The following is a 19,499-nucleotide window of genomic DNA, read 5'->3' as shown; positions in this document are numbered from 1 at the left end:
TTCGCATCGCGGCTGCGCTAGGGGAGCGACGTGTCCGGCCCCCTGATCCCCTACATCCAGCTCCCGGAGATCCCGCTCTCGTTCCTGGAGCACATCCCGCTCCTGGGTCAGCTCATCGATCCGGCCAAGCCGCCCTCCATCAAGCCGTTCGGCGCGCTGGTGGCGCTCGGCGTCTACATCGGCTCGGTGGTCGCCACGCGGCACGCGCGCGAGCGGCGCCTCGACGAGAAGAAGATGAGCGAGTTCATCTTCTGGGTCGTGGCGGCCGGCTTCATCGGCGGGCATGTCTTCGACGCGCTCTTCTACCACCCGCAGCGGGTCGCCCGCGATCCCCTCTACCTCTTCGCGCTCTGGGATGGCCTCTCGAGCTTCGGCGGCTTCACCGGCGCCCTGCTGGGCGCGGCCGCCTGGCGCTATACCCGGCGCGAGAAGATCCTGCCCTATTGCGAGGTCGTGAACAGCGCGTTCCCGCTCGCGTGGGTGTTCGGCCGCGCCGGCTGCGCGTCGGTCCACGATCACCCGGGCCACGTCTCCGACGCGTGGTTCGCGGTCCGCTATCCGCTCGGCGACGGCACCATCGGCCGCTACGATCTCGGCCTTTACGAGTGCGTGCTGACGATCCCGCTCGCGATCGCCTTCGCCGTGCTCTGGCGCAGGAATCCGTACCGGCCGCTCGGCTTCTACACGGGGGTCATGTGCACCGCGTACGCCCCGGTGCGGTTCGGGCTCGACTTCCTGCGCGAGCGCCAGGGCACGGTCCTGGGCGGTGATCCCCGCTACGGTGGCCTCACCCCGGCGCAGTGGGCCTGCATCGGCCTGCTCGCGCTGGGCCTTTATTTCCTGCGGATGGCCGCGCGGGGCGAGCCGTCGAGCGCCGGGGTGGGCACGCTGGGCGGCGCCTCGCGCGTCGCGGACGACGACGACCCGTCCGAGGACGACGGGGCCGAGGACGACGAGGCCGAGGAGCCGCGGGCGCGTCGCGCCCGGGCCGATCGCTGAGCGTCCTGGGCTGCTCGTCGTGGGCCCGGTCGTGCGGCGCCGGCCGGCGGCGAAGGACCGATCGCGCTGACCGGGATGCCCCCGTGAACCGGTCAATGCTAGACTGCCCGGGCACCCCGAGCGCCGGCCTCGCGCCGCCGCCTGTGACGGAGCCCGGGCGCCGCGGCCGTCTCCACCGCGGATTTTCGCTCAGGCGCGGCGCCCGGGGCACGTGGACGGGGCACATGGCGGGGCAGAGGGGCGGGGGAGCAGGGGCGGGGCGCAGAGCGAAGAGCAGGGAGAGAACAGCAGGGAGTCGAGGCGTCCTCCGGCGGGCCTTCTTTTGGCTCGCCCGCCCGCGGCGGGTCACTTGACGCGCCAGGGGCGCTAGATATCGTGGGGTGGAGTTTGCACCAGAGGGTCGGCCCGCCGACCTTCGCTCGATTGAGCTCGGTTGCCCCTCCGCCGATCGGGGGGGGTCATCGAGGCGCGCTCGCGATAGGCTCCGCATCATCGATCACGGAGCGAGTGGACCAAATAAGAGGGAACGCAGGGGCCAACCCCAGGTTTTTCTACAATGGCTGAAGATTCGCGTAAGTTGTTCGTGGCGGGCTTGCCCGATTCCATCACCGAAGACGTTTTGCGGCAGCTCTTCGAGGCCACCGGCGGCAACGTCGTCGAGGTCAGTCTTCCGAAGGATCGCGCGACGGGTCGCCCGCGCGGGTTCGGCTTCGTCACGCTCTCGACGACCAGCGAAGCCAACGCTGCGCGCGAGTCGCTTGACGGTTCATTTCAGGGCGGCAAGTCGATCTCGGTCCGGCCCTTCCAGGCCGAGCCGCCGCGTCGCGAGGGGCGCCCGATGGGCCCCGGCGGTGGTGGCGCGGGTGGCCCGGGGGGCGGGGGCGGCGGGGGCGCCGGAGCGGCCGCGGCGCCGGATCGGACCCTCTACGTCGGCAACTTGCCCTATGACGCGAGCGTCGAGGAGGTCGAGGGGCTGATCGGCTCGACGGGTGCAGGGCCGGTGGTGCGGGTCCACCTGCCGATGGACCCCGACGGTCGCAAGCGCGGGTTCGGCTTCGTGACCATGGCCAGCGCGGAGGCGGCGCGCGCCGCGATCGATGCGCTCCGCGGCGTGGACGTGCGGGGTCGCCGGCTGGTTGTCAACCTCGCGCACCCGAAGGGCGAGCGTCCGGCGCGCGAGGACCGCCCGGGCGGCTTCGGGGGCGGTGGCTTCGGCGGCGGCGGCGGCGGCTTCGGCGGCGGTGGCGGTGGCGGCTTCGGCGGTGGTGGCGGCTTCGGCGGCGGCGGCGGCGGCGCGCCCCCGCCGCCCGCGCGCAAAACCTTCGACGACCGTCGGCGGCGGGGCGGCCACGACGGCGACGGCCCTCCTGGGGGCGGTGGCGGCGGCGGCGGTGGCGGCCGTCGCAACAACAAGAACTGGGATCGCGGCCGGGGTGGTGACGACTGGGATGACGAATGAGCTCTCCCGGTTGACAACTGTGTCATTTCCCGTAGGGTAGGCGCCCTCCAGACGGGCGGTCGGGCGTCGCTGGCCCGGCAATCTCTGGTGCTCCCGCCGGTTGCGGTGCCAGCGTTCCCGTGCTGACCGTACCTAGGTTCAACCAGGGCCGCGTGTGCGGCCCTGTCTTCGGAGATCTCCGATGCGCGACATCATCAAGCTCACGTGTGGCAACTGCGGCCGCGCGAACTATCACACGACGAAGAACAAGCGGACGATGACGGAGAAGTTCGTCATCAAGAAGTTCTGCCCGGCCGAGCGCAAGCACACCGAGCACAAAGAGGGCAAGATCTCGAAGGGCTAGGCCACGCCGTGCGGCTGGTCGCTGCCGCCGGGGCTCGCGCATGCGGGCCTCGGGTCAGGTTCATGTGCCCTCGCAGCGCTCGGCTTAACCTTACTCCTCTCTAGGCGATGCGATGATCTTCGACTGGCTCTACGGCCTGTTCTCGAACGATCTCGCGATCGACCTCGGCACCGCCACCACGCTCATCTACGTGAAGGGCAAGGGGATCGTGTCCTGCGAGCCCTCGGTGGTCGCCGTCCAGCGTGATGCTCGCGGCGGTAAGAAGGTGCTCGCCGTCGGCCGCGAGGCGAAGGAGATGCTCGGACGAACCCCGGGCAACATCCAGGCGGTGCGGCCGCTGCGCGACGGCGTCATCGCCGACTTCGAGATCACGGAGGCGATGCTCCGGTTCTTCATCGCGCGCGCGCACAACCGCCGCACGCTCGTCAAGCCGCGCATCATCATCTGCGTCCCGTTCGGCATCACCGAGGTCGAGAAGCGCGCCGTGAAGGAAAGCGCCGAGGGCGCCGGCGCGCGCGAGGTCTACCTGATCGAGGAGCCCATGGCGGCGGCGATCGGTGCCGGGCTGCCGATCACCGAGCCGAGCGGCAACATGGTCGTCGACATCGGCGGCGGCACGACCGAGGTCGCCGTGATCTCCCTCGCCGGCATCGTCTACTCGCAGAGCGTGCGCGTCGGCGGCGACAAGATGGACGAGTCGATCATCGCCTACATGAAGCGCAAGTACAACATGGCCATCGGCGAGCAGACGGCGGAGCGCATCAAGATCACGGTCGGCAACGCGTACCCGCTCGAGCAGCAGCTCACGATGGAGGTGAAGGGGCGCGACATGGTCGCGGGGATCCCCAAGACGGTCATCGTCAACTCCGACGAGATCCGCGACTCCCTGAGCGAGCCGACGAACGCCATCGTCGACACGGTGCTGATCGCCCTGGAGCGCACGCCGCCGGAGCTCGCGGCCGACATCGTCGACAAGGGCATCGTGCTCACCGGGGGCGGCTCGCTCCTCAAGAACCTCGACGTGCTCCTCCGCGAGGAGACGGGGCTGCCGGTCATGGTGTGCGACGACCCGATCAGCGCCGTGGTGCTCGGCAGCGGCAAGGCGCTGGACCACCTCGAGCTCCTGAAAGAGGTCACGATCAGCTGAGCGCTCGTGTCGTCCCCCGCTCGTGAGCTGGCCGGCGGGGCTCCTCGGCGGCGCGTGGCAACAGGACAGGGGTCCGCGGCCGCCGCATCAAGCTTGACAGGGGTGGCCTCGCGGCGCGCCTCGTACTACCTGGTCCGGGAGCCACCGTGAACCTGAAACGCTACCGCGACTTCGTGATCGTGCTGCTGGCGCTCGCGGTGCCGTTCTGGTTCCTGCGCGCCAGCATGCGCGACCCCAAGCAGAACACGGGGGCCGACCGGGTGATCATCGGCCTCGCGGCGCCGATCCAGTACGCGGCCGCGACGCTTGCGCGCGGCCTCTCGAACCTCTGGGGCGATTACATCTACCTGGTCGACGTCAAGGAGGACAACGCCAAGCAGGCCTCCCAGATCGCGCGCCTCAGGGAGCGGGTGAGGAAGCTGGAGGCGCTCGAGGAGGAGAACCGGCGCCTGCGCAGGCTGCTCGACCTGCGCCAGAGCCTCCGCACTGACGTCGTGAGCGCGCAGGTCATCGGCAAGAGCACCAACGACTTCTTCCGCGTCGTGCGCGTCACCCTCGATCGCGAGGCGCGGGACATCGGCCCCAACCTGCCGGTCCTCTCCGCGGACGGCGTCGTCGGCACGACGCTGAAGAGCGCGGGGGACACGGTCGACGTGCGGCTCGTCGTCGACGCGGGCAGCGGCGTCGACGTGGTCGTCGAGCGCACGGGCGCGCGCGGCTTCGTGCGCGGCACGGGCGACGAGGGCAAGTACTCCTGCAGCGTGGAGTACGTGCAGCGCACCGACGAGATCGAGGTCGGCGACCTCCTCGTCACGAGCGGCGTCGGCCGGCGCTTCCCGAAGGGGATCCCGGTCGGGACCGTGACGCAGGTCATCCGCCGCGACTTCGGCATCTACCAGCAGGTGTACGTCGCGCCGTCCGTGGACTTCTCCCGGCTCGAGGAGGTCCTCATCGTGATGACGGCGACGCCGGAGGAGGCGCCACCGCCGGCGCAGCGGAGGTGACGGGATGAGGAACTCCGCGTTCCTGGCGATGGGCGCCGGCCTCTTGATCCTGCAGTCGAACCTGTTCCGGATCATCGGCAAGCTGAACATCCCGGGCTCGACGCCGAGCCTGCTCCTGCCGCTGGTCGTGTTCATGGGGGTGCACGAGTACTCGATCGCCCGCGGGGCCGCGCTCTCGTTCCTGCTCGGCTACCTGCTCGATCTCTTCGCCGGCGCGCCCGTCGGCCTGTTCACCTTCATCACCGTCGCGACCTTCGTCGTGTCGAGGGCGGCCGGCGTGCGGCTCGCCGCGCAGACGCTCCTCACGAAGATCGCGCTGGCCTTTGTCTTCGGCCTCGTCGAGGGGGTGCTCATCGTGATCCTCACCGCCATCTTCGGGGGCGACGCGGCGCGCCCGCGCGCGCTCGCCTTGCTCGTGGCGCCGCACGCGGTCTCGACGGCGCTCTTCGCGCCGCTCGTCTTCCGGCTGGCCGAGCGCGTGCACCAGGCGACGATCAACATCCCGCGGCCCGGGGAGAGCCCGCGATGAGCCTCCTCGTCCAGCGCTCCGACGTGAGCGAGTTCCGCCGGCGCTTCCGGTGGATCGCGCTCGGCATGCTCCTCGTCTTCGTCGCGCTCATCGGGCGCCTGTTCTACCTCCAGGTCCTCGAGGCCGACGAGAACAAGGCCATCGCCCGGGAGAACATCGTGCGGCGGGTGACGCTCGCGACCACGCGCGGCATCATCCGGGACCGCAACGGCAAGGTGCTGGCCGCGAGCCGGCCGTCGTACAACGTGTACGTCGTCCCGCGGCGCCTCGACATGGAGACGACCTGGCCGAAGCTCATGGAGTACCTCGGCGTCGGGATCGAGGAGCGCGCCCGGCTGGAGGCGCACATCACCGCGATCCGCGCCGACGACGGCCCGCGCAAGAACCAGCAGATCCTGCTGAAGGAAGACATCTCGCGCGACGTCGTGGCGACCCTGGCCACGCACGACGCCGAGCTGCCGGGGGTCGAGGTGGTGCCGGTCCCGGTGCGCTACTACCCCTACGCCGAGGTCGGCTCGCACGTCATCGGCTACATGGCCGAGGTGGACGCCGAGCGGCTCGCGTCGCTCCGGAGCGTCGGCTACATCGAGGGCGACCGCATCGGCGTCACCGGGATCGAGCGCGCCTGGGAGAGCTACCTCCGCGGCACGCGCGGGTGGGAGAAGGTGCTCGTCGACGCCCGGGGACGGCGCCGGAGCGGCCAGGAGCACATCATCGAGGAGCCGCGGCGCGTCGACCCGATCCCCGGGCGCGACCTCCGGCTGACGCTCGACGCCGACATCCAGAAGGCGATCGACAAGGCGATGCGCGGCGAGCTCGCCGGCGGCGTGGCGGTCATCGACGTGCGCACCGGGAGGATCCTCGGGCTCTACTCGAAGCCCGGCTACGACCCCAACGCCCTCTCGGGCGGCTCGGGCAAGCAGGTCATCCGCGACGCCTTCCGGCGGCTCTACTCCGATCCCCTCAAGCCCGCGCTCGACAAGACGCTCTCCGGGGCGTACCCGCCGGGCTCGACGTTCAAGCCGTTCACCGCGCTGGCGGCGCTCGAGAAGGGGCTCATCGACGCCCGCCAGTCCACGCGGTGCCGGGGCGCCCTGACGTTCGGCAAGCGCACCTTCCGGTGCACCCACGTCCACGGGGCGGTCGCGCTGCAGAAGGCGATCGCCGAGTCGTGCAACGTCTACTTCTACAAGCTCGCGGCCGAGTACGGCGTCGGCATGGACGTCATCGCCGACATGGGCCAGCGCTACGGGCTCGGCGCGCGGACGGGGCTCGGCATCAACGCCGAGGCGGCCGGCAGGATGCCGACCAAGGCGTGGATGACGCTCCGGAACAAGGGCCAGTACCGCCTCGGGTTCGGCCTCAACGCGGCGATCGGCCAGGGCGCCACGACGGTCACCGTGCTCCAGCTCGCGCTCGCCTACGCGGCGCTCGCGAACGGGGGCACGCTGTACCAGCCCCAGATCGTGCGGGCCGTCGAGACGAGCGCCGGCACGGTCGTCCAGGAGTTCACGCCGCGCGTGCGCCGCCAGATCGACATCCGCCCCGAGAACCTCAGCCTCGTGCACAGGGCGATGGTCGCCGGCGTGAACGAGGCGGGCGGCACCGCGTTCAAGGCGCGCGTCGCCGGCGTCGAGATGGCGGGCAAGACCGGGACGGCGCAGGTCTCGCACCGGCTCACCCGCGGCGTCGAGGCCGAGCGGGTCTGGTATTTCAACCGCGAGCACGCCTGGTTCGCCGGCTATGCGCCGACGCGCTCGCCCGAGGTCGCCGTGGTCGTGCTCGTCGAGCACGGCGGCGCCGGCGGCAAGCACGCGGCGCCGGTGGCCTTCGAGGTGGTCCGCGCCTACCAGGAGCTCGAGAAGGAGCGGCGCGCCGGCTCGAACGAGCGATCGCGCGCGGGCATCAAGGGCGCGGGCCGCGCGTCCGCCACGACGGGGCGTACTCCATGATCCGGGGCGATTCTCTCTCGCGCGATCGCGATCATTTCGACTGGCCGCTCTTCATCGCCGCGGTCGCCGTCGCCGTGCTCGGCGTCGTCAACCTCTACAGCGCGACGAGCGTCTACTCCGGGTCGCGCGCGGAGCTCTACATCAGCCAGCTCTACTGGCTGTTCATGGGCGGCATCCTGGGCGGGATGCTGGTCGCGATCGACTACCGGCACCTGGAGCGCCTCGGCTACGTGCTCTACACGTTCGGCGTCTTCTCGCTGGCGGTCGTCTTCGTGCTCGCGCGCGACGTGCGCGGCTCCGCGCGGTGGATCGAGTTCGGCGCGTTCCGCTTCCAGCCCAGCGAGTTCATGAAGATCTTCCTGGTCATCGCGCTGGCGAAGTACCTGCACGACGACCCGCGCAACGAGGGGCGCACGCTCCGCGATCTGGCCATCCCCGCGGCGCTGACCGCGGTGCCCGCGCTCCTCGTGCTGAAGCAGCCCGATCTCGGGACGGCGACGATCATCACGCTCGTCTTCCTGACGATCGCGGCGCTCACGCGCGTGCGGTGGCGGAGCGCCGCGCTGTTCATCGTGTCGGTCGTCGTGTCGGTGCCGATCCTCTGGAGGTACGTCCTGCTCGACTACCAGCGCGCCCGCGTCGAGGTGTTCCTCCACCCCGAGGAGGACATCCTGCATCGCGGCTGGCACGCTCACCACTCGCGCGTGGCGATCGGCAACGGCGGCCTGTTCGGCAACGGCTACCTCGAGGGGACCCAGAACCAGTTCCTGTTCTTGCCGGACCAGTTCACCGACTTCCCGTTCCCGGTCTTCGCCGAGGAGTGGGGGTTCGTCGGGAGCGTGGTGCTCGTGTGCCTGTACGCGTTCCTGGCCCTGTGGGGGGTCCGCATCGCGTCGCAGGCCAAGGATCGCTTCGGCGCGGTGCTCGGCGTCGGCTGCGCGGCCATCATCTTCTGGCACGCGGTCATCAACCTCGGCATGACGTCGGGCGTGCTGCCCGTCGTCGGCGTCACGCTGCCCCTGTTCTCCTACGGCGGCTCGAGCGTCACCACGGTGATGGTCGCGATCTCGCTGCTCATGAGCGTGTCGATGCGCCGCTACTCCGGCGTCGCCTCGCTCGATCGCCTGTGACGAGCGCGCCGTCCGCGCGCCGTGCAGCTCAGAGCGCCATCTCGGCGAGGCGCGCGTCGATCGCGAAGGCGAACGCCCTGAGCGTGTCGCGCTCCGTGACCTCGCCCCCCTCGCGCGCCCTCCGGACCACGGCGCGAAACCCGAGGTAGCGGCGCCCGTCCAGGCCGAGCAGCGCCGGCACCGTCAGCGGATCGCGCGACGCTCCAGTCGCGCCCGCGAGATCCGCCGCCTTCGCGAGGATCCCTGTGACGAGCGCGTCGCAGCGCTCGAGCGCCACGGCGTACCGCTCCGCCGCGATCGCCGCCTCGATCTCCGCGACGGCCTCGCGCTCGGCGGTCGGCCACAGCGCCACGAACGAGAGGCCCGGCTGGGCGAGGTGCCTCGTCGCCGCGGACGGGTCGTCCGCGCGCGCGGTGGCCGGGGCCTCCGCGGGCGCGTTCCCTCGGCGGGCGGCGAGCCGCTGCGGCGGCGCCTCGCGGCTCTCCGGGGCCGTGGCGGCCGCGCTCGCCGGCGCGGCCGCCGCGGGGCCCGGCGGCGCTGACGCGCCGGGCGCGTCCCCTCCCTCGACGAGCGGTCCCTCGCTCGGATCGCCGAGCGTCGAGTTCGGCGGCATGGTGGGCCACGGCTTGCTGGGCGGGGCGAGCCGCGAGATCACCGCGTCGAGCGGCGCCGACGGCGGCGGCGAGGCGTCGCGGAGGGCGGTGACGAGCCCACCCTCGATGGCGTCGAAGCCGCCGAGCCCGCCGCCCCTCGCCGCGTCGGGGAGCCGGCTCTCGAAGGCGCGCAGGACGAGGGCGCTTATCTCCTCGAGCCCCTCGTAAATGCCGAGCCCGGTCCTCGCCGAGGTGGCCACCGAGAAGGCGCGCGACGGGTTCAGCATCGCGTCGAGCTCCTCGAGCGGGAGGAGATCGGGCAGATCCCGCTTGTTGTGCTGGAAAATGAGGGGGACCTGCTGGAGCTGCCGCCCCTGCTCCGCGAGGTTGTCGCGCAGGTTTTCGAGGCTTTCCACGTTGGCGTCCGCGCGGACGGCCTGCGAGTCGCTGACGAACACGATCCCGTCGGCGCCCGTGAGCACCAGCTTGCGGGTCGCGTTGAAGTAGACCTGCCCCGGCACCGTGAAGAGCTGAAGCCGCACGTTCATCCCCCGCATCTGCGGGAGCCGGACCGGCAGGAAATCGAAGTAGAGCGTCCGGTCGACCGGGGTCGCGAGGGAGACCAGCTTGCCGCGGTGCTCCGGCTTCGCCGTGGCGTGCAGGTACTCGAGCGTGGTCGTCTTGCCGCCCAGACCGGGCCCGTAATAGACGATCTTGAAGACGAGCTCGCGCGACAGTGGGTTCACCGACGCCATGGGCGTGGGGACGATACACGAAAAGGGGTCGGGGGGCGCCGGCGTGCGCGGCTGGAGGGCTCGAGCCCGCGCTCCGGAGGGCGCGCGCCGCCCGTCAGCGGCTGCCGACGAGCGGCTCGAGCTTGCCTTTCTGGCCCATGAGGACGATGAGCGCGACCGTGCCCCGCTGGGCCTGGAAGTAGTCGAGCCGCAGCCGGTGCATGCCCTCGGACAGCCGGGCCTCTCCGTCCGCGCTCTTCGCGGTGTGGACGCCGTCGTTCGTGACCACGCGCTTGTCGTCGATGTAGAGGATCGCCCCGTCGTCCGAGGTGAGCCGGAACTGGAACACGCCCTCGCTCGGCACCTTGAACTCGCCCTCGAAGCGGATCGCGAACCAGTCGTTCTGCATCAGCGCGCCCGGGAAGCCGCCCGAGAACTCCTGCGGCTTGACCTCGAACTTGTCCGTGTACAGCGCCGCGAACGGCACCAGGCCGTCGAAGCTCGGCAGCTTCTTGCTGCCCTCGGGGATCACGTACGCGAGCCCCCGGAAGGCGCCGCCCTTGCCGTTGCCGAACGCGTTCGGGGCGGTGATGCGCGGCGCGTTGCTCGCGGGCAGGCGCCACTTCGGGGGCTTGCGGGTCACAGGCTTCTCGTCGGGCTTCGCCGGCTTGCGCGTCGGGGAGGCGGTCTTCGCCGGGGGAGGTGGGGGCGGCGGCGCGGCCTCCTGGGGGGTGCTACCGCTCTGGATGGTGACGCGGCAGCCGCTGAGGAGCGACGCGGCGAGCACGCACGAGGCGAGGTGCGATGTGGTTCGGACCATGACGTCTCCTGAGAGGGAACGGACGGCGGGCCCGCCCCCCACGTGAAAGCGAGGTTGGCGCTCTTAGACGTGCCGCCGGGGCGCGGCAATCAAGGTCGCGTCACGGGCCTGCCGGGACCAGCGCTCCTTCCGGCCCCGGCCGGAGCGCCCCGGCGTCCGGGTGTGAGAGCGCCTCCAGGCGCTCCTCGCGGGCCGGCGCGTGCAGCCGCGAGCGCCCCTCGAGCGACTCGGCCGCGCGCCAGAGCGGCGAGCGCTGCGCGAGGACGAGCGCGGCGACGCAGGCGAGGACGCCGGCGAGCGCGCCGGCGTTCGCCACCCCCTCGTACCGGTGGGACCGGCCCGCGTAGAGCACCCCGAACAGCACACCGCTGAGCAGGCCCCCGATGTGCGCGGCGTTGTTGATGCGGAAGCCCGCGTTCGACGCGTTCACGACGAAGCCGAACAGGACGATGTAGAAGGCCGCCTGGAGCGCGAGGTCCTTCCAGCGCGGATCGCGGCGGCGGAGCAGCCAGCCGAGCAGGAGGCCCATCACGCCGAACACCGCGCCGCTCGCGCCCGCGGTGCACACGACCTCGGGCTGCACGAGGACGTTCCACGCGGCGCTCGTGGCGAAGCCGACCAGGCCCGTGATGACGTAGGCGATCGCGAACCGCGCCGAGCCGACGGCGGGCTCGGCGGCGCGGGCGAGCAGGCCGAGCGTCATCATGTTCATGCCGAAGTGGAGCACGCCCATGTGGACGAAGACCGCGGAGAGCAGGCGGAAGAGCTCGAACGGCTCGCCGGGCAGCAGGAGCAGCGCGCCGAAGCGGAGGTAGTTCGACATGCCCCACGGCGAGAACGGGCCGACGTCGGCGGCGTGGGCGGCCAGGATCTGCCCCACGAACACGAACGACGTGAGCCCGCCCAGGATCTTGGTCGCCAGCAGGCTCCGCCCGTCGAGGCCCGCCCTCGGGCGCTCGGCGGGGAGCGCCGCCCGCGCGAGCAGCAAGCCGCAGCGGATGCAGCGGTTGAAATCGGTGCTGTTGAGGGCGCCGCAGCGCGCGCAGTGCAGCGCGCGCCCCCGCTCGCCGGCCGGCCTCGCCATCACTGGGCGGCCCCGTGGCGCTGCCCGGCGCCGAGGGGTGCGCGGGACCTGAACGTTGTATCGCGGGTCACGGAGGGCTCCTTTCGAGGCGGACGCACGCCGTCGAGGCCAGCACAATGTGGCGGCTTTTCGCTGTAAGGTCCACGGCTTTGGCCCGTTGTCGAGGTGTGGATGCGGCAGCCCTCCCGCGCTCGGCCCTCTCTACCGCGTGGCGCCCTCCGCCGCCGCGCGCGAGCCCGTCGCCGCGGTCCCCTGGGTGTGTCACAGGCGGCGCGCCCCGTCCCGCCGCGGGCGCAGGGAGGACAGCGGTGCGATTCCTCCGACGTCCGGGTATCGTCGCCCGGGTGACGGCGGTGGCAGCGGCGAGGCCCGACCTGGAGGCGGAGCGTCTGCAGTGCGAGCGCGCGGCGCAGGGGGACCGCCTCGCGCTGGGGCAGCTGCTCCGCAAGTACGGGCCCTCGCTGTACCGGTCGGTGCTGCTGCCCCGCCTCGGCTCCGAGGCGATCGCGCAGGACGCGCTGGCCGAGACGTACGCGCGCGTGATCGAGCGGTTCTCCCAGTTCCAGTGGCAGAGCTGCGGCATCTATCCGTGGCTCCGGGTGATCGCGCTGCGCATCGCGCTCGACATGCTCCGCGCGCGCCGCCGCGAGGCGCTCTTCGAGCCCGCGGATCTGCAGCGCGAGATCGACGCCGCGGAGACGGACCTCACCGCGCACGGGGAGGTCGCGCTCTGCGAGAAGCGCGATCTGGCGGACGCGAGGGCGCGCGTCGAGGACGCGCTCGGGCGGCTCAACCCGCGCTACGCGGAGGCGATCCGGCTCCGGGTCCTCGAGGAGCGGCCCCGCGACGAGGTGGCCAGCGCGCTCGGGGTCAGCGTGGCGACGTTCGATGTCGTCCTGCACCGCGCCATGACCGCGCTGAAGAAGGCGCTCGCCGCGGGGGCCGCCGCGCCGCGGGTGGAGCCCAGGGGATGGGCGCGATGAAGCCGCGGCTCCCGGGCCAGCGCACCTCGCCGGCCGGAGACGAGGCGCCGCCGCGCCGCAGCGGACCGGATCGCGGCCCGCGGCTCGTGCCCGTCGCGCCCGTCGCGCCCGAGGTGGAGCCCGACGCGCCGGCGTCTGATGACGAGCTCCGCGCCGCGCGCGCGCTCGCCGAGGCGCTCGAGCGGGGCGAGGTCCCGCTCGCGGCCGCGCTCAGGGCGGCGGCCCGGCCTTCCGGGCTCGACCTGGCGGATCACGAGGCGCTGCTCGCGCGCGCGCTCGGCGACGAGGAGGCGCCGCCGACGAAGGCCGAGCAGCGCGCCGCCGAGCGCCTGCGGGAGGCGCTCGAGGGCCGGGCCGCGGAGCAGGGCGAGCCGGCGCGGGAGGGGGGCGCGGGCGGCGAGGGGGCGCTCGGCCAGCGCGAGGAGCTCGCCGATCTCGCGATCGCGCTCCGGGCCGCGTGGCGCCCCCGGCCGCTCGCGGAGCTCCGGGGCCGCGCGCTCGTCGAGCAGGCCCTCCGCGCCTCGTCCGGCCAGCGCGGCCGGCGCACCGCGCCGGTCACCATGGCGGCGCTCTCGGCGCTCGCCGCGGTCGCCGCGGTCGCCGCGGGCGTGGCGTTGCTCGTGGGCGAGGTGAGGGAAGAGCTCCCCTCCGCCGCGCGCGCGCCGGCGGCGCCCGCCGCGGAGGGCGCGCCGCTCCCCTCGCCGATCGCGGCGCGCTCGACCGCGGCGCTCTTCGATCCGGCCGCGCCGTTCCCCAGGGAGGGCGGTCAGACGGCGCGCATCGATCGCATCGCCGCCGCGCGCGCGGCCGACCTGCGTCAGAACCGCTACGCGGCGTGGGGGGTGCGCTGATGCGGAGCGCGCGCCTCGCCGCCGCGTGCCTCGCGCTCGTCGCGGCGGCGCACCTCGGTTGCGCCCGGGGCGATGAGCAGGGGCGCGGCGCCGGGGCCCCGGGGGATCTGGCGTGCGCCTGCGCTCCGGCGCCGGTCGTCGATCCGACGCTACTCGCGTTTCTCTCGAGGGCGCGCGCCGCGCACCACGCCGCCGACCTGGCGATCGGCGCGGGCGATCGCGCCGCAGCCGTCCGCGCGCTCGAGGGGATCATCACCGCGCCGAGGCCGCCGGGAGAGCCGCCGGAGGTCGCCGAGGTGACAGCGGACACCCACGCCCGGCTGGCGGAGCTCCGGAGCGAGGGCGGCGAGTTCGACGCCGCGGGCCGCGATATCGAGGCGGGCCTCAGGCTGGCGCCTGCGCCCTCTCATTACCAGGGGCACCTCTACGAGGTGGCGGGGGTCGTGGAGGAGCGCCGCGCGAAGGCGCTCGAAGCGCGGGGGGACCGCGAGGCCGCGGCGCGCGCCCGGAGGCGCGCGGTCGACCTGCTGGAGCGCGCGATCGCGATCCAGGATCAGGTGATCACCGAGGCCCTGAGGGGCGCCCGGCAAGGGCCGCGCTGATGCGGGCGCCCGCCGCTGGTCTGCAATTGCGACCGGCGCGCGTTCCTCGCTAGACTCGCCGGGAGGGGGCCGCTGCCCGACCCGATGACGCTCCGTGTCCCAAGGCCGAAACCCGGGTACGATCTCCGGTCGCTCCCGCTGAAACCCGCCGAGGCGTTCCTCCTCTCCCGGATCGATGGCGTCCTGACGGAGCGGGAGCTGTCCCTGGTCACCGGCATGTCGCACAGCGACACCGTCGAGGTGCTGCGCAAGCTGCACGGCTTCGGCGCGATCATCCTGGACGGAGAGCCCTCGGGCCCGCCCCCGCCGCGGGGCGCGGCCGACGCGGCTCGGCGTGGGGCCGCGCCGGAGGTGGAGAGGCCGCTGCCGCCCGGCGGCGAGCCCGTCCCGCTCGGCCGGGGCGCGCTGCAGCCGGTCGACTCCCCCCCGCTCTACGACCCCGCCGAGCTCGACGAGCCGGTCGAGCTCGCCCCGGACCGCAAGCGGCGGATCCTCGATCTCTATTACCGGCTCGAGGATCTCACCTACTACGAGCTGCTCGGCGTCTCGGACCAGGCGGACAAGAAGCAGATCAAGAGCGCCTACTACCAGCTCGCGCCGGAGTTTCACCCGGACAGCTACTTTCGCAAGCAGCTCGGCTCGTACAAGCAGAAGATCGAGGCCGTCTTCACGCGCATCACGCTGGCGCACGACACGCTGACGTCGAGGCAGCGCCGCGCCGAGTACGACGCGTACCTCGAGCAGACCCACAAGAACCGGGCGATGGCGGCGCTGATCGAGCAGACGCCCCGGGACATCGTCACGGTCTCCTCGGCGGTCGACGCCTCGGTGCGCGCCGCCGTCGCCGAGCCGCGCGACGCGGTCGCGTCGCCTGGACGCTACTCCTCGGAGCGCCCGCCGCTCGAGGCGCGGGAGCGCGCGCCCACGCCCGCGGAGCAGGCCGCGGCCTCCTCCCGGGGAGCTGCGGCGGCGCCGCGTTCGTCCCACGAAGACGGCGCGCTCGGCCACCGTTCGTCCCACGAAGACGGCGCGCTCGGCCACCGTTCGTCCCACGAAGACGGCGCGCTCGGTCACGGGGGAGCGCCGCAGCCCTCGCCGGCGTGGTCCGCGGGCGCGGGCGGTCCCGTCGCCCCCGCGGCCAGCGCCAAGGATCGGCGAGAGACGCTCGCGCGCAAGCTCACCGCGGGCCTCAGGCGTCCGCCGACGAGCGCGTCTCCGGCGGCCCCCCCGACGGCGCCCGCCGGCGCGGCCGCGGTGGCCGCGCCGAGGGCTCCGTCCGGCGTCCGCTCGCCGGACGCGACGAGGGCGGTCGAGGTGCTGAAGGCGCGGTACGACTCGGCGCGCGGCGAGGCCGTCCGGGGGCAGATCGCGCGGTACTCCGAGGCGGGCCGGATCGCGCTCCAGCGGAAGGACTACGCGAGCGCGGCCAACGCCTACCGGATCGCCGCGTCGCTCGCCCCGGAGGACGCCGAGATCCAGAAGGCGTCGGCCGAGGTGCAGCGCCTCGCGGCGGCGGCGCTGGCGGACGGTTACCTCAAGCAGGCCGACTACGAGGCGCAGAACGGGCGCTGGGTCGAGGCGGCGCTGAGCTATGCGAAGGTGTGCAGCGGCCGGCCCGACGACGCGGCCGCGCACGAGCGGGTCGCGCACGCGACGCTGCAAGCCAGGGAGAACACGCGGCGGGCGGTCGAGTTCGCGCGGCGGGCGGTCGAGCTCGCGCCCACGTCGGTGGAGTACCGGCTCACGCTCGCGCGCGCGTACGCCGCGGCGGGGCTCGAGAAGAGCGCGGCGGGCGAGTTCGACCGCGCCGCTGAGCTCGCGGGGAACGACGGCAGGCTGCGCGCCCTCGTCGCGCAGGCGCGCGAGCAGGCCAAAAAAATGGGGAAGCAAGTCTAGCGCCGCGGCCGGGCCTCGGCCCCCGCCGGGCGGGGCGCGGCCCCTTCGCAGGGGCCGCGCACGATTGGTCCGCTCGGCTCCGCGAAACGGTCTAGCATCGTGATCTCAGCGGCCGTTTGGGCCAGAGACAAGAAGAGGAGCAGCGGCATCGATGGAGCGTGTCATCGGCATTGACCTTGGCACCACGAACTCGTGTGTTGCCATCGTCGAGGAGGGCGTCCCGACCGTCATCCCGAATCGCGGTGGCTACAAGACGACGCCGTCCATGGTCGCGATCACGGAAGCCGGCAAGCGGCTCTGTGGGCACATCGCGAAGCGGCAGGCGATCACCAACGCCGAGAACACGGTCTACGCCGCGAAGCGGCTGATCGGCCGGAAGTGGTCGTCTCCGCAGGTGAAGAACGCGATCCTGACCGCCTCGTACAAGATCGTCGAGGGGCCGCACGGCGACGTCCGCATCCAGCTGCGCGACAGGACGTACTCGGTCCCCGAGATCAGCGCGATGGTCCTCCAGGAGATGAAGCTCTTCGCCGAGGACTACCTCAACGAGCCGATCTCGAAGGCGGTGATCACCGTCCCCGCCTACTTCAACGACAACCAGCGGCAGGCGACGAAGGACGCGGGCCAGATCGCGGGGCTCGACGTCATCCGCATCGTCAACGAGCCGACGGCGGCGGCGCTCGCGTACGGGTTCGGCAAGAACTTCGAGAAGACGATCGCCGTGTTCGACCTCGGCGGCGGCACGTTCGACATCTCGGTGCTCGAGATCGGCGCGGGCGGCGTCTTCAAGGTCATCGCCACCGCGGGCGACACGTTCCTCGGGGGCGAGGACTTCGACGCGCGGGTCATCGACTGGCTGGTGCAGGGGTTCAAGGAGCAGCACGACGTCGACCTGCGGCAGGACAGGATGGCGCTCCAGCGCCTGAAGGACGCGGCGGAGAAGGCGAAGTGCGAGCTGTCCAGCGTGCTCGAGACCGAGATCAACCTGCCGTTCATCATCTCCAGCGCGCGAAACGAGGCGCTCCACCTCCAGCGCACGCTCTCGCGGGAGACGCTGGAGGCCCTGTGCGAGGATCTCGTCGAGCGGTGCATCGAGATCTGCAGCCAGACGCTCGAGGACGCGCGGCTCGATCGCGACGAGATCGAGGACGTCGTGCTCGTCGGCGGCATGACGCGCATGCCGCGCGTGCAGGAGGCCGTGCGCGACTTCTTCGAACGCGAGCCGTGCAAGGGGGTGCACCCCGACGAGGTGGTCGCGCTCGGCGCGGCGGTGCAGGGCGCCGCGCTCGTTGACGAGACCAAGCAGATGATCCTGCTCGACGTCACGCCGCACGCGCTCGGCATCATGACCTTCGGCTCCATCTTCGAGGAGCTCATCCCGCAGAACACCACCGTGCCCACGAGCCGGTCGAAGATCTTCACCACCAGCCGCGACAACCAGACGGCGGTGAAGATCCTGGTCATGCAGGGCGAGCACCAGCGGGCGACCGACAACGAGCTGCTCGGCGAGTTCATCCTCACGGGCCTGCGCCGCGCCCCGAAGGGGCAGGTCGAGATCGAGGTCACGTTCGAGATCAACAGCGACGGCATCGTCTCGGTGAGCGCCAAGGATCTGGAGACGGGCCAGCTGCAGTCGATTCAGGTCACCGCGTCGAGCGGCCTCACGAAGGAGGAGGTCGGCGAGATGATGGAGGCGGCGAAGGAGTACCTCGTCGATCGCCGCGCGAGCGACCTCTTCGAGGGCGTCCGGCAGGAGGCCGAGAAGCTCATCGCCGAGATCGAGCGCATGTTCCCGCAGGTCGAGCAGATCGTGGCGTCCAGCGATTTCGGCCGCGACGCCATCGGCAAGGCCCGGGGCATCGTGGACCGCTCCCGTCAGGCCATCGGGCGCCGCGACGCGGCGGCGGTCAAGGAGCAGATGGAGGCGCTCGCGCGCACCCACCGGATGTTCAAGGGTGTCGTAGCCAGGCCGCAGGGGTGAAGGGTGGCCGCGAGGAGGGAAGACGATGCGGTCGGTGCCGCCTGACTCCAAGTCCCTGGACGCCTCCTGGGGGAGCGAGGAAGCGGATCTCGACGCGACCCAGCCGGTCGATGCGCAGGAGCTCCTCGCGCGCGCGGGGCTCCTGCGCGAGGAGCAGGGCGCGGCGGTGGACACCCCGTCTTTAAGCATCCCCCCTCCGCCGGACTCCGAGGGCAAGATCACCCTTCCGCCGCCGATCCCCGTCAGCGACTACGTGGCAAAGATGATGACCCGTCGCTCCCACTCGAGCTCCGAGATCGCCGCCCAGCGGCGCCCCCCCGAGGCGCCTCCGGAGGGGTACCCGCCCGCGCCGACGCGCCGGACCATCCCGTGGGAGCCGCCGCCTGCCGGCGGCTCCAGGCACGGCGCCTCCCCCCGGGAGACCGCGCGGCTCGGCCTCGAGTGCGACGAGCCGGGCGTCCCGTCGCGGCCCGGCGAGCGCATGGGCCTCGGAGCGCTCCTCGATCCCGAGCTCGATCTCGGGACCGAGCTCGACGAGGATCTCCTGCGCGCGCCGAGCCAGCCGTACCCACGCGGCTTCGGCGAGATCGACGTCTTCGGCAGCGCCGAGCTGGACGCGCCGGGCGCGAGCGCCCCCGCGAGCGCGCGGGGGCGCTCGCCCGGTCCGGACGCCGGCGAGCGGCTGGGCATCGATTTCCGCCTCGATCTCGGGCTCGGCCACGAGGAGCCCGCCTTCCCCATGGAAGAGCAGCCGATCACGCCGCCGCCCGGCACGCTCCGGTACGGCCTGATCGTCGAGGAGGACGAGCCCGCCTTCCGCGGCGGGACGGGCGCCCTCGCCGGCTCCACCTCGTACAGGGTCTCGGCCGGCTCGCAGGGCGCCGAGCGCGCCCCCCGGCCGTCCGGCTCGGAGCGCGCGCCCCGGCCGTCCGACTCGGAGCGCGCCCCCGCGTCCGCCGCGAGGGCCGGCGGGGGAATCCATTCCCGCGCGACCGAGCCCCAGATGAGCATCCAGGGGCCGCGGGAGCAGATGCAGCACCGCTTCGATCTGGGCGACTTCGGCGGAGCGCTCGTCATCGCGGAGGGCCTGCTCGAGGAGAACCCGAAGGACTGGATGGCGCGGCAGTACGCGGACAGCTGCGTCGAGATGCTGCGCCAGATGTACCAGGCGCGCCTCGGCGACGGCTCGCGCGTGCTCCGCCTCGCGGTGCCCCCGGACCAGATCCGCTCGCTGAGCCTCGATCACCGGGCGGGCTTTTTGCTCTCGTGCATCGACGGCTCCAGCTCGATCGACGAGATCCTCGACGTATCCGGCATGCAGACGCTCGAGGCCCTGCGGATCCTGTACGAGCTCGTGCAGGAAGGGATCGTCTGCGGCGTCTAGATCGTCTG

The 19,499-nt window shown here is 72.4% G+C and carries 17 protein-coding genes; 14 read left to right on the top strand and 3 right to left on the bottom strand.

What is annotated here, in order from left to right:
- The first annotated feature begins 30 nt into the window (after positions 1-30).
- The 8 genes from WMF31_RS26180 (at position 31) to rodA (ending at position 8,563) form a co-directional block, all read left to right on the top strand.
- Positions 31-999, top strand: a complete 969-nt coding sequence (locus tag WMF31_RS26180) for a prolipoprotein diacylglyceryl transferase (RefSeq protein WP_436604553.1) — start codon at positions 31-33, stop codon at positions 997-999.
- Positions 1,000-1,555: 556 nt separating this feature from the next.
- Positions 1,556-2,458 carry an RNA recognition motif domain-containing protein gene (locus tag WMF31_RS26175; protein WP_436604552.1) on the top strand — a complete coding sequence of 301 codons (903 nt, stop codon included), beginning with the start codon at positions 1,556-1,558 and terminating at the stop codon, positions 2,456-2,458.
- Between the two features lie 181 nt (positions 2,459-2,639).
- A complete protein-coding gene (gene rpmG / locus WMF31_RS26170) occupies positions 2,640-2,801 on the top strand; it encodes a 50S ribosomal protein L33 (RefSeq protein WP_050431768.1) in 162 nt (53 codons plus the stop codon).
- 112 nt (positions 2,802-2,913) lie between these two features.
- Entirely contained in the window at positions 2,914-3,948 is a 1,035-nt protein-coding gene (locus WMF31_RS26165; protein ID WP_436604551.1) for a rod shape-determining protein, read from the top strand.
- A gap of 146 nt (positions 3,949-4,094) precedes the next feature.
- Entirely contained in the window at positions 4,095-4,952 is an 858-nt protein-coding gene (gene mreC / locus WMF31_RS26160; protein WP_129346935.1) for a rod shape-determining protein MreC, read from the top strand.
- 4 nt (positions 4,953-4,956) lie between these two features.
- The gene (locus WMF31_RS26155) at positions 4,957-5,481 is read left to right on the top strand and encodes a hypothetical protein (protein ID WP_436604550.1); all 525 of its coding nucleotides are present in this window, start codon (positions 4,957-4,959) and stop codon (positions 5,479-5,481) included.
- Positions 5,478-7,433 (top strand): penicillin-binding protein 2, encoded by a 1,956-nt coding sequence (gene mrdA, locus WMF31_RS26150; protein ID WP_436604549.1) that lies wholly within the window; start codon positions 5,478-5,480, stop codon positions 7,431-7,433. Before WMF31_RS26155 ends, mrdA begins: the two co-directional genes overlap by 4 nt.
- Complete coding sequence (gene rodA / locus WMF31_RS26145) at positions 7,430-8,563, top strand: rod shape-determining protein RodA (RefSeq protein ID WP_436604548.1); 1,134 nt, start codon at positions 7,430-7,432, stop codon at positions 8,561-8,563. The genes mrdA and rodA overlap by 4 nt, the downstream gene beginning before the upstream one ends.
- Before the next feature lie 28 nt (positions 8,564-8,591).
- Here rodA and WMF31_RS26140 read toward each other — a convergent pair whose 3' ends face one another.
- The 3 genes from WMF31_RS26140 to WMF31_RS26130 form a co-directional block, all read right to left on the bottom strand.
- On the bottom strand, positions 8,592-9,911 hold the full coding sequence (locus WMF31_RS26140; protein WP_436604547.1) for a GTP-binding protein: 1,320 nt from the start codon (positions 9,909-9,911) through the stop codon (positions 8,592-8,594).
- A 94-nt stretch (positions 9,912-10,005) separates the two neighbouring features.
- Positions 10,006-10,710: a PA14 domain-containing protein gene (locus tag WMF31_RS26135; RefSeq protein WP_436604546.1), complete on the bottom strand. Its 705-nt coding sequence runs from the start codon at positions 10,708-10,710 to the stop codon at positions 10,006-10,008.
- A 100-nt stretch (positions 10,711-10,810) separates the two neighbouring features.
- Complete coding sequence (locus tag WMF31_RS26130) at positions 10,811-11,794, bottom strand: rhomboid family intramembrane serine protease (protein WP_436604545.1); 984 nt, start codon at positions 11,792-11,794, stop codon at positions 10,811-10,813.
- A 308-nt stretch (positions 11,795-12,102) separates the two neighbouring features.
- Here WMF31_RS26130 and WMF31_RS26125 point away from each other — a divergent pair, with 308 nt between their 5' ends.
- The 6 genes from WMF31_RS26125 to WMF31_RS26100 all read left to right on the top strand — a co-directional run bounded on the left by WMF31_RS26125 (position 12,103) and on the right by WMF31_RS26100 (position 19,491).
- Entirely contained in the window at positions 12,103-12,777 is a 675-nt protein-coding gene (locus WMF31_RS26125) for an RNA polymerase sigma factor (protein ID WP_436604544.1), read from the top strand.
- Entirely contained in the window at positions 12,774-13,628 is an 855-nt protein-coding gene (locus WMF31_RS26120) for a hypothetical protein (protein WP_436604543.1), read from the top strand. The genes WMF31_RS26125 and WMF31_RS26120 overlap by 4 nt, the downstream gene beginning before the upstream one ends.
- Positions 13,628-14,230 (top strand): hypothetical protein, encoded by a 603-nt coding sequence (locus tag WMF31_RS26115; protein ID WP_436604542.1) that lies wholly within the window; start codon positions 13,628-13,630, stop codon positions 14,228-14,230. Before WMF31_RS26120 ends, WMF31_RS26115 begins: the two co-directional genes overlap by 1 nt.
- Before the next feature lie 84 nt (positions 14,231-14,314).
- Positions 14,315-16,126: a DnaJ domain-containing protein gene (locus WMF31_RS26110; RefSeq protein ID WP_436604541.1), complete on the top strand. Its 1,812-nt coding sequence runs from the start codon at positions 14,315-14,317 to the stop codon at positions 16,124-16,126.
- Between the two features lie 151 nt (positions 16,127-16,277).
- Positions 16,278-18,107, top strand: a complete 1,830-nt coding sequence (gene dnaK, locus WMF31_RS26105) for a molecular chaperone DnaK (protein WP_436604540.1) — start codon at positions 16,278-16,280, stop codon at positions 18,105-18,107.
- A gap of 25 nt (positions 18,108-18,132) precedes the next feature.
- Entirely contained in the window at positions 18,133-19,491 is a 1,359-nt protein-coding gene (locus WMF31_RS26100; RefSeq protein ID WP_436604539.1) for a hypothetical protein, read from the top strand.
- The last annotated feature ends 8 nt before the right edge of the window (positions 19,492-19,499 follow it).

The sequence above is a fragment of the Sorangium sp. So ce1036 genome (genome assembly GCF_051369805.1).
GTDB lineage: Bacteria > Myxococcota_A > Polyangia > Polyangiales > Polyangiaceae > Sorangium > Sorangium cellulosum_F.
The sequence above is the reverse complement of the archived record's forward strand: the minus strand, read 5'-3'. Positions and strand labels throughout refer to the sequence as shown.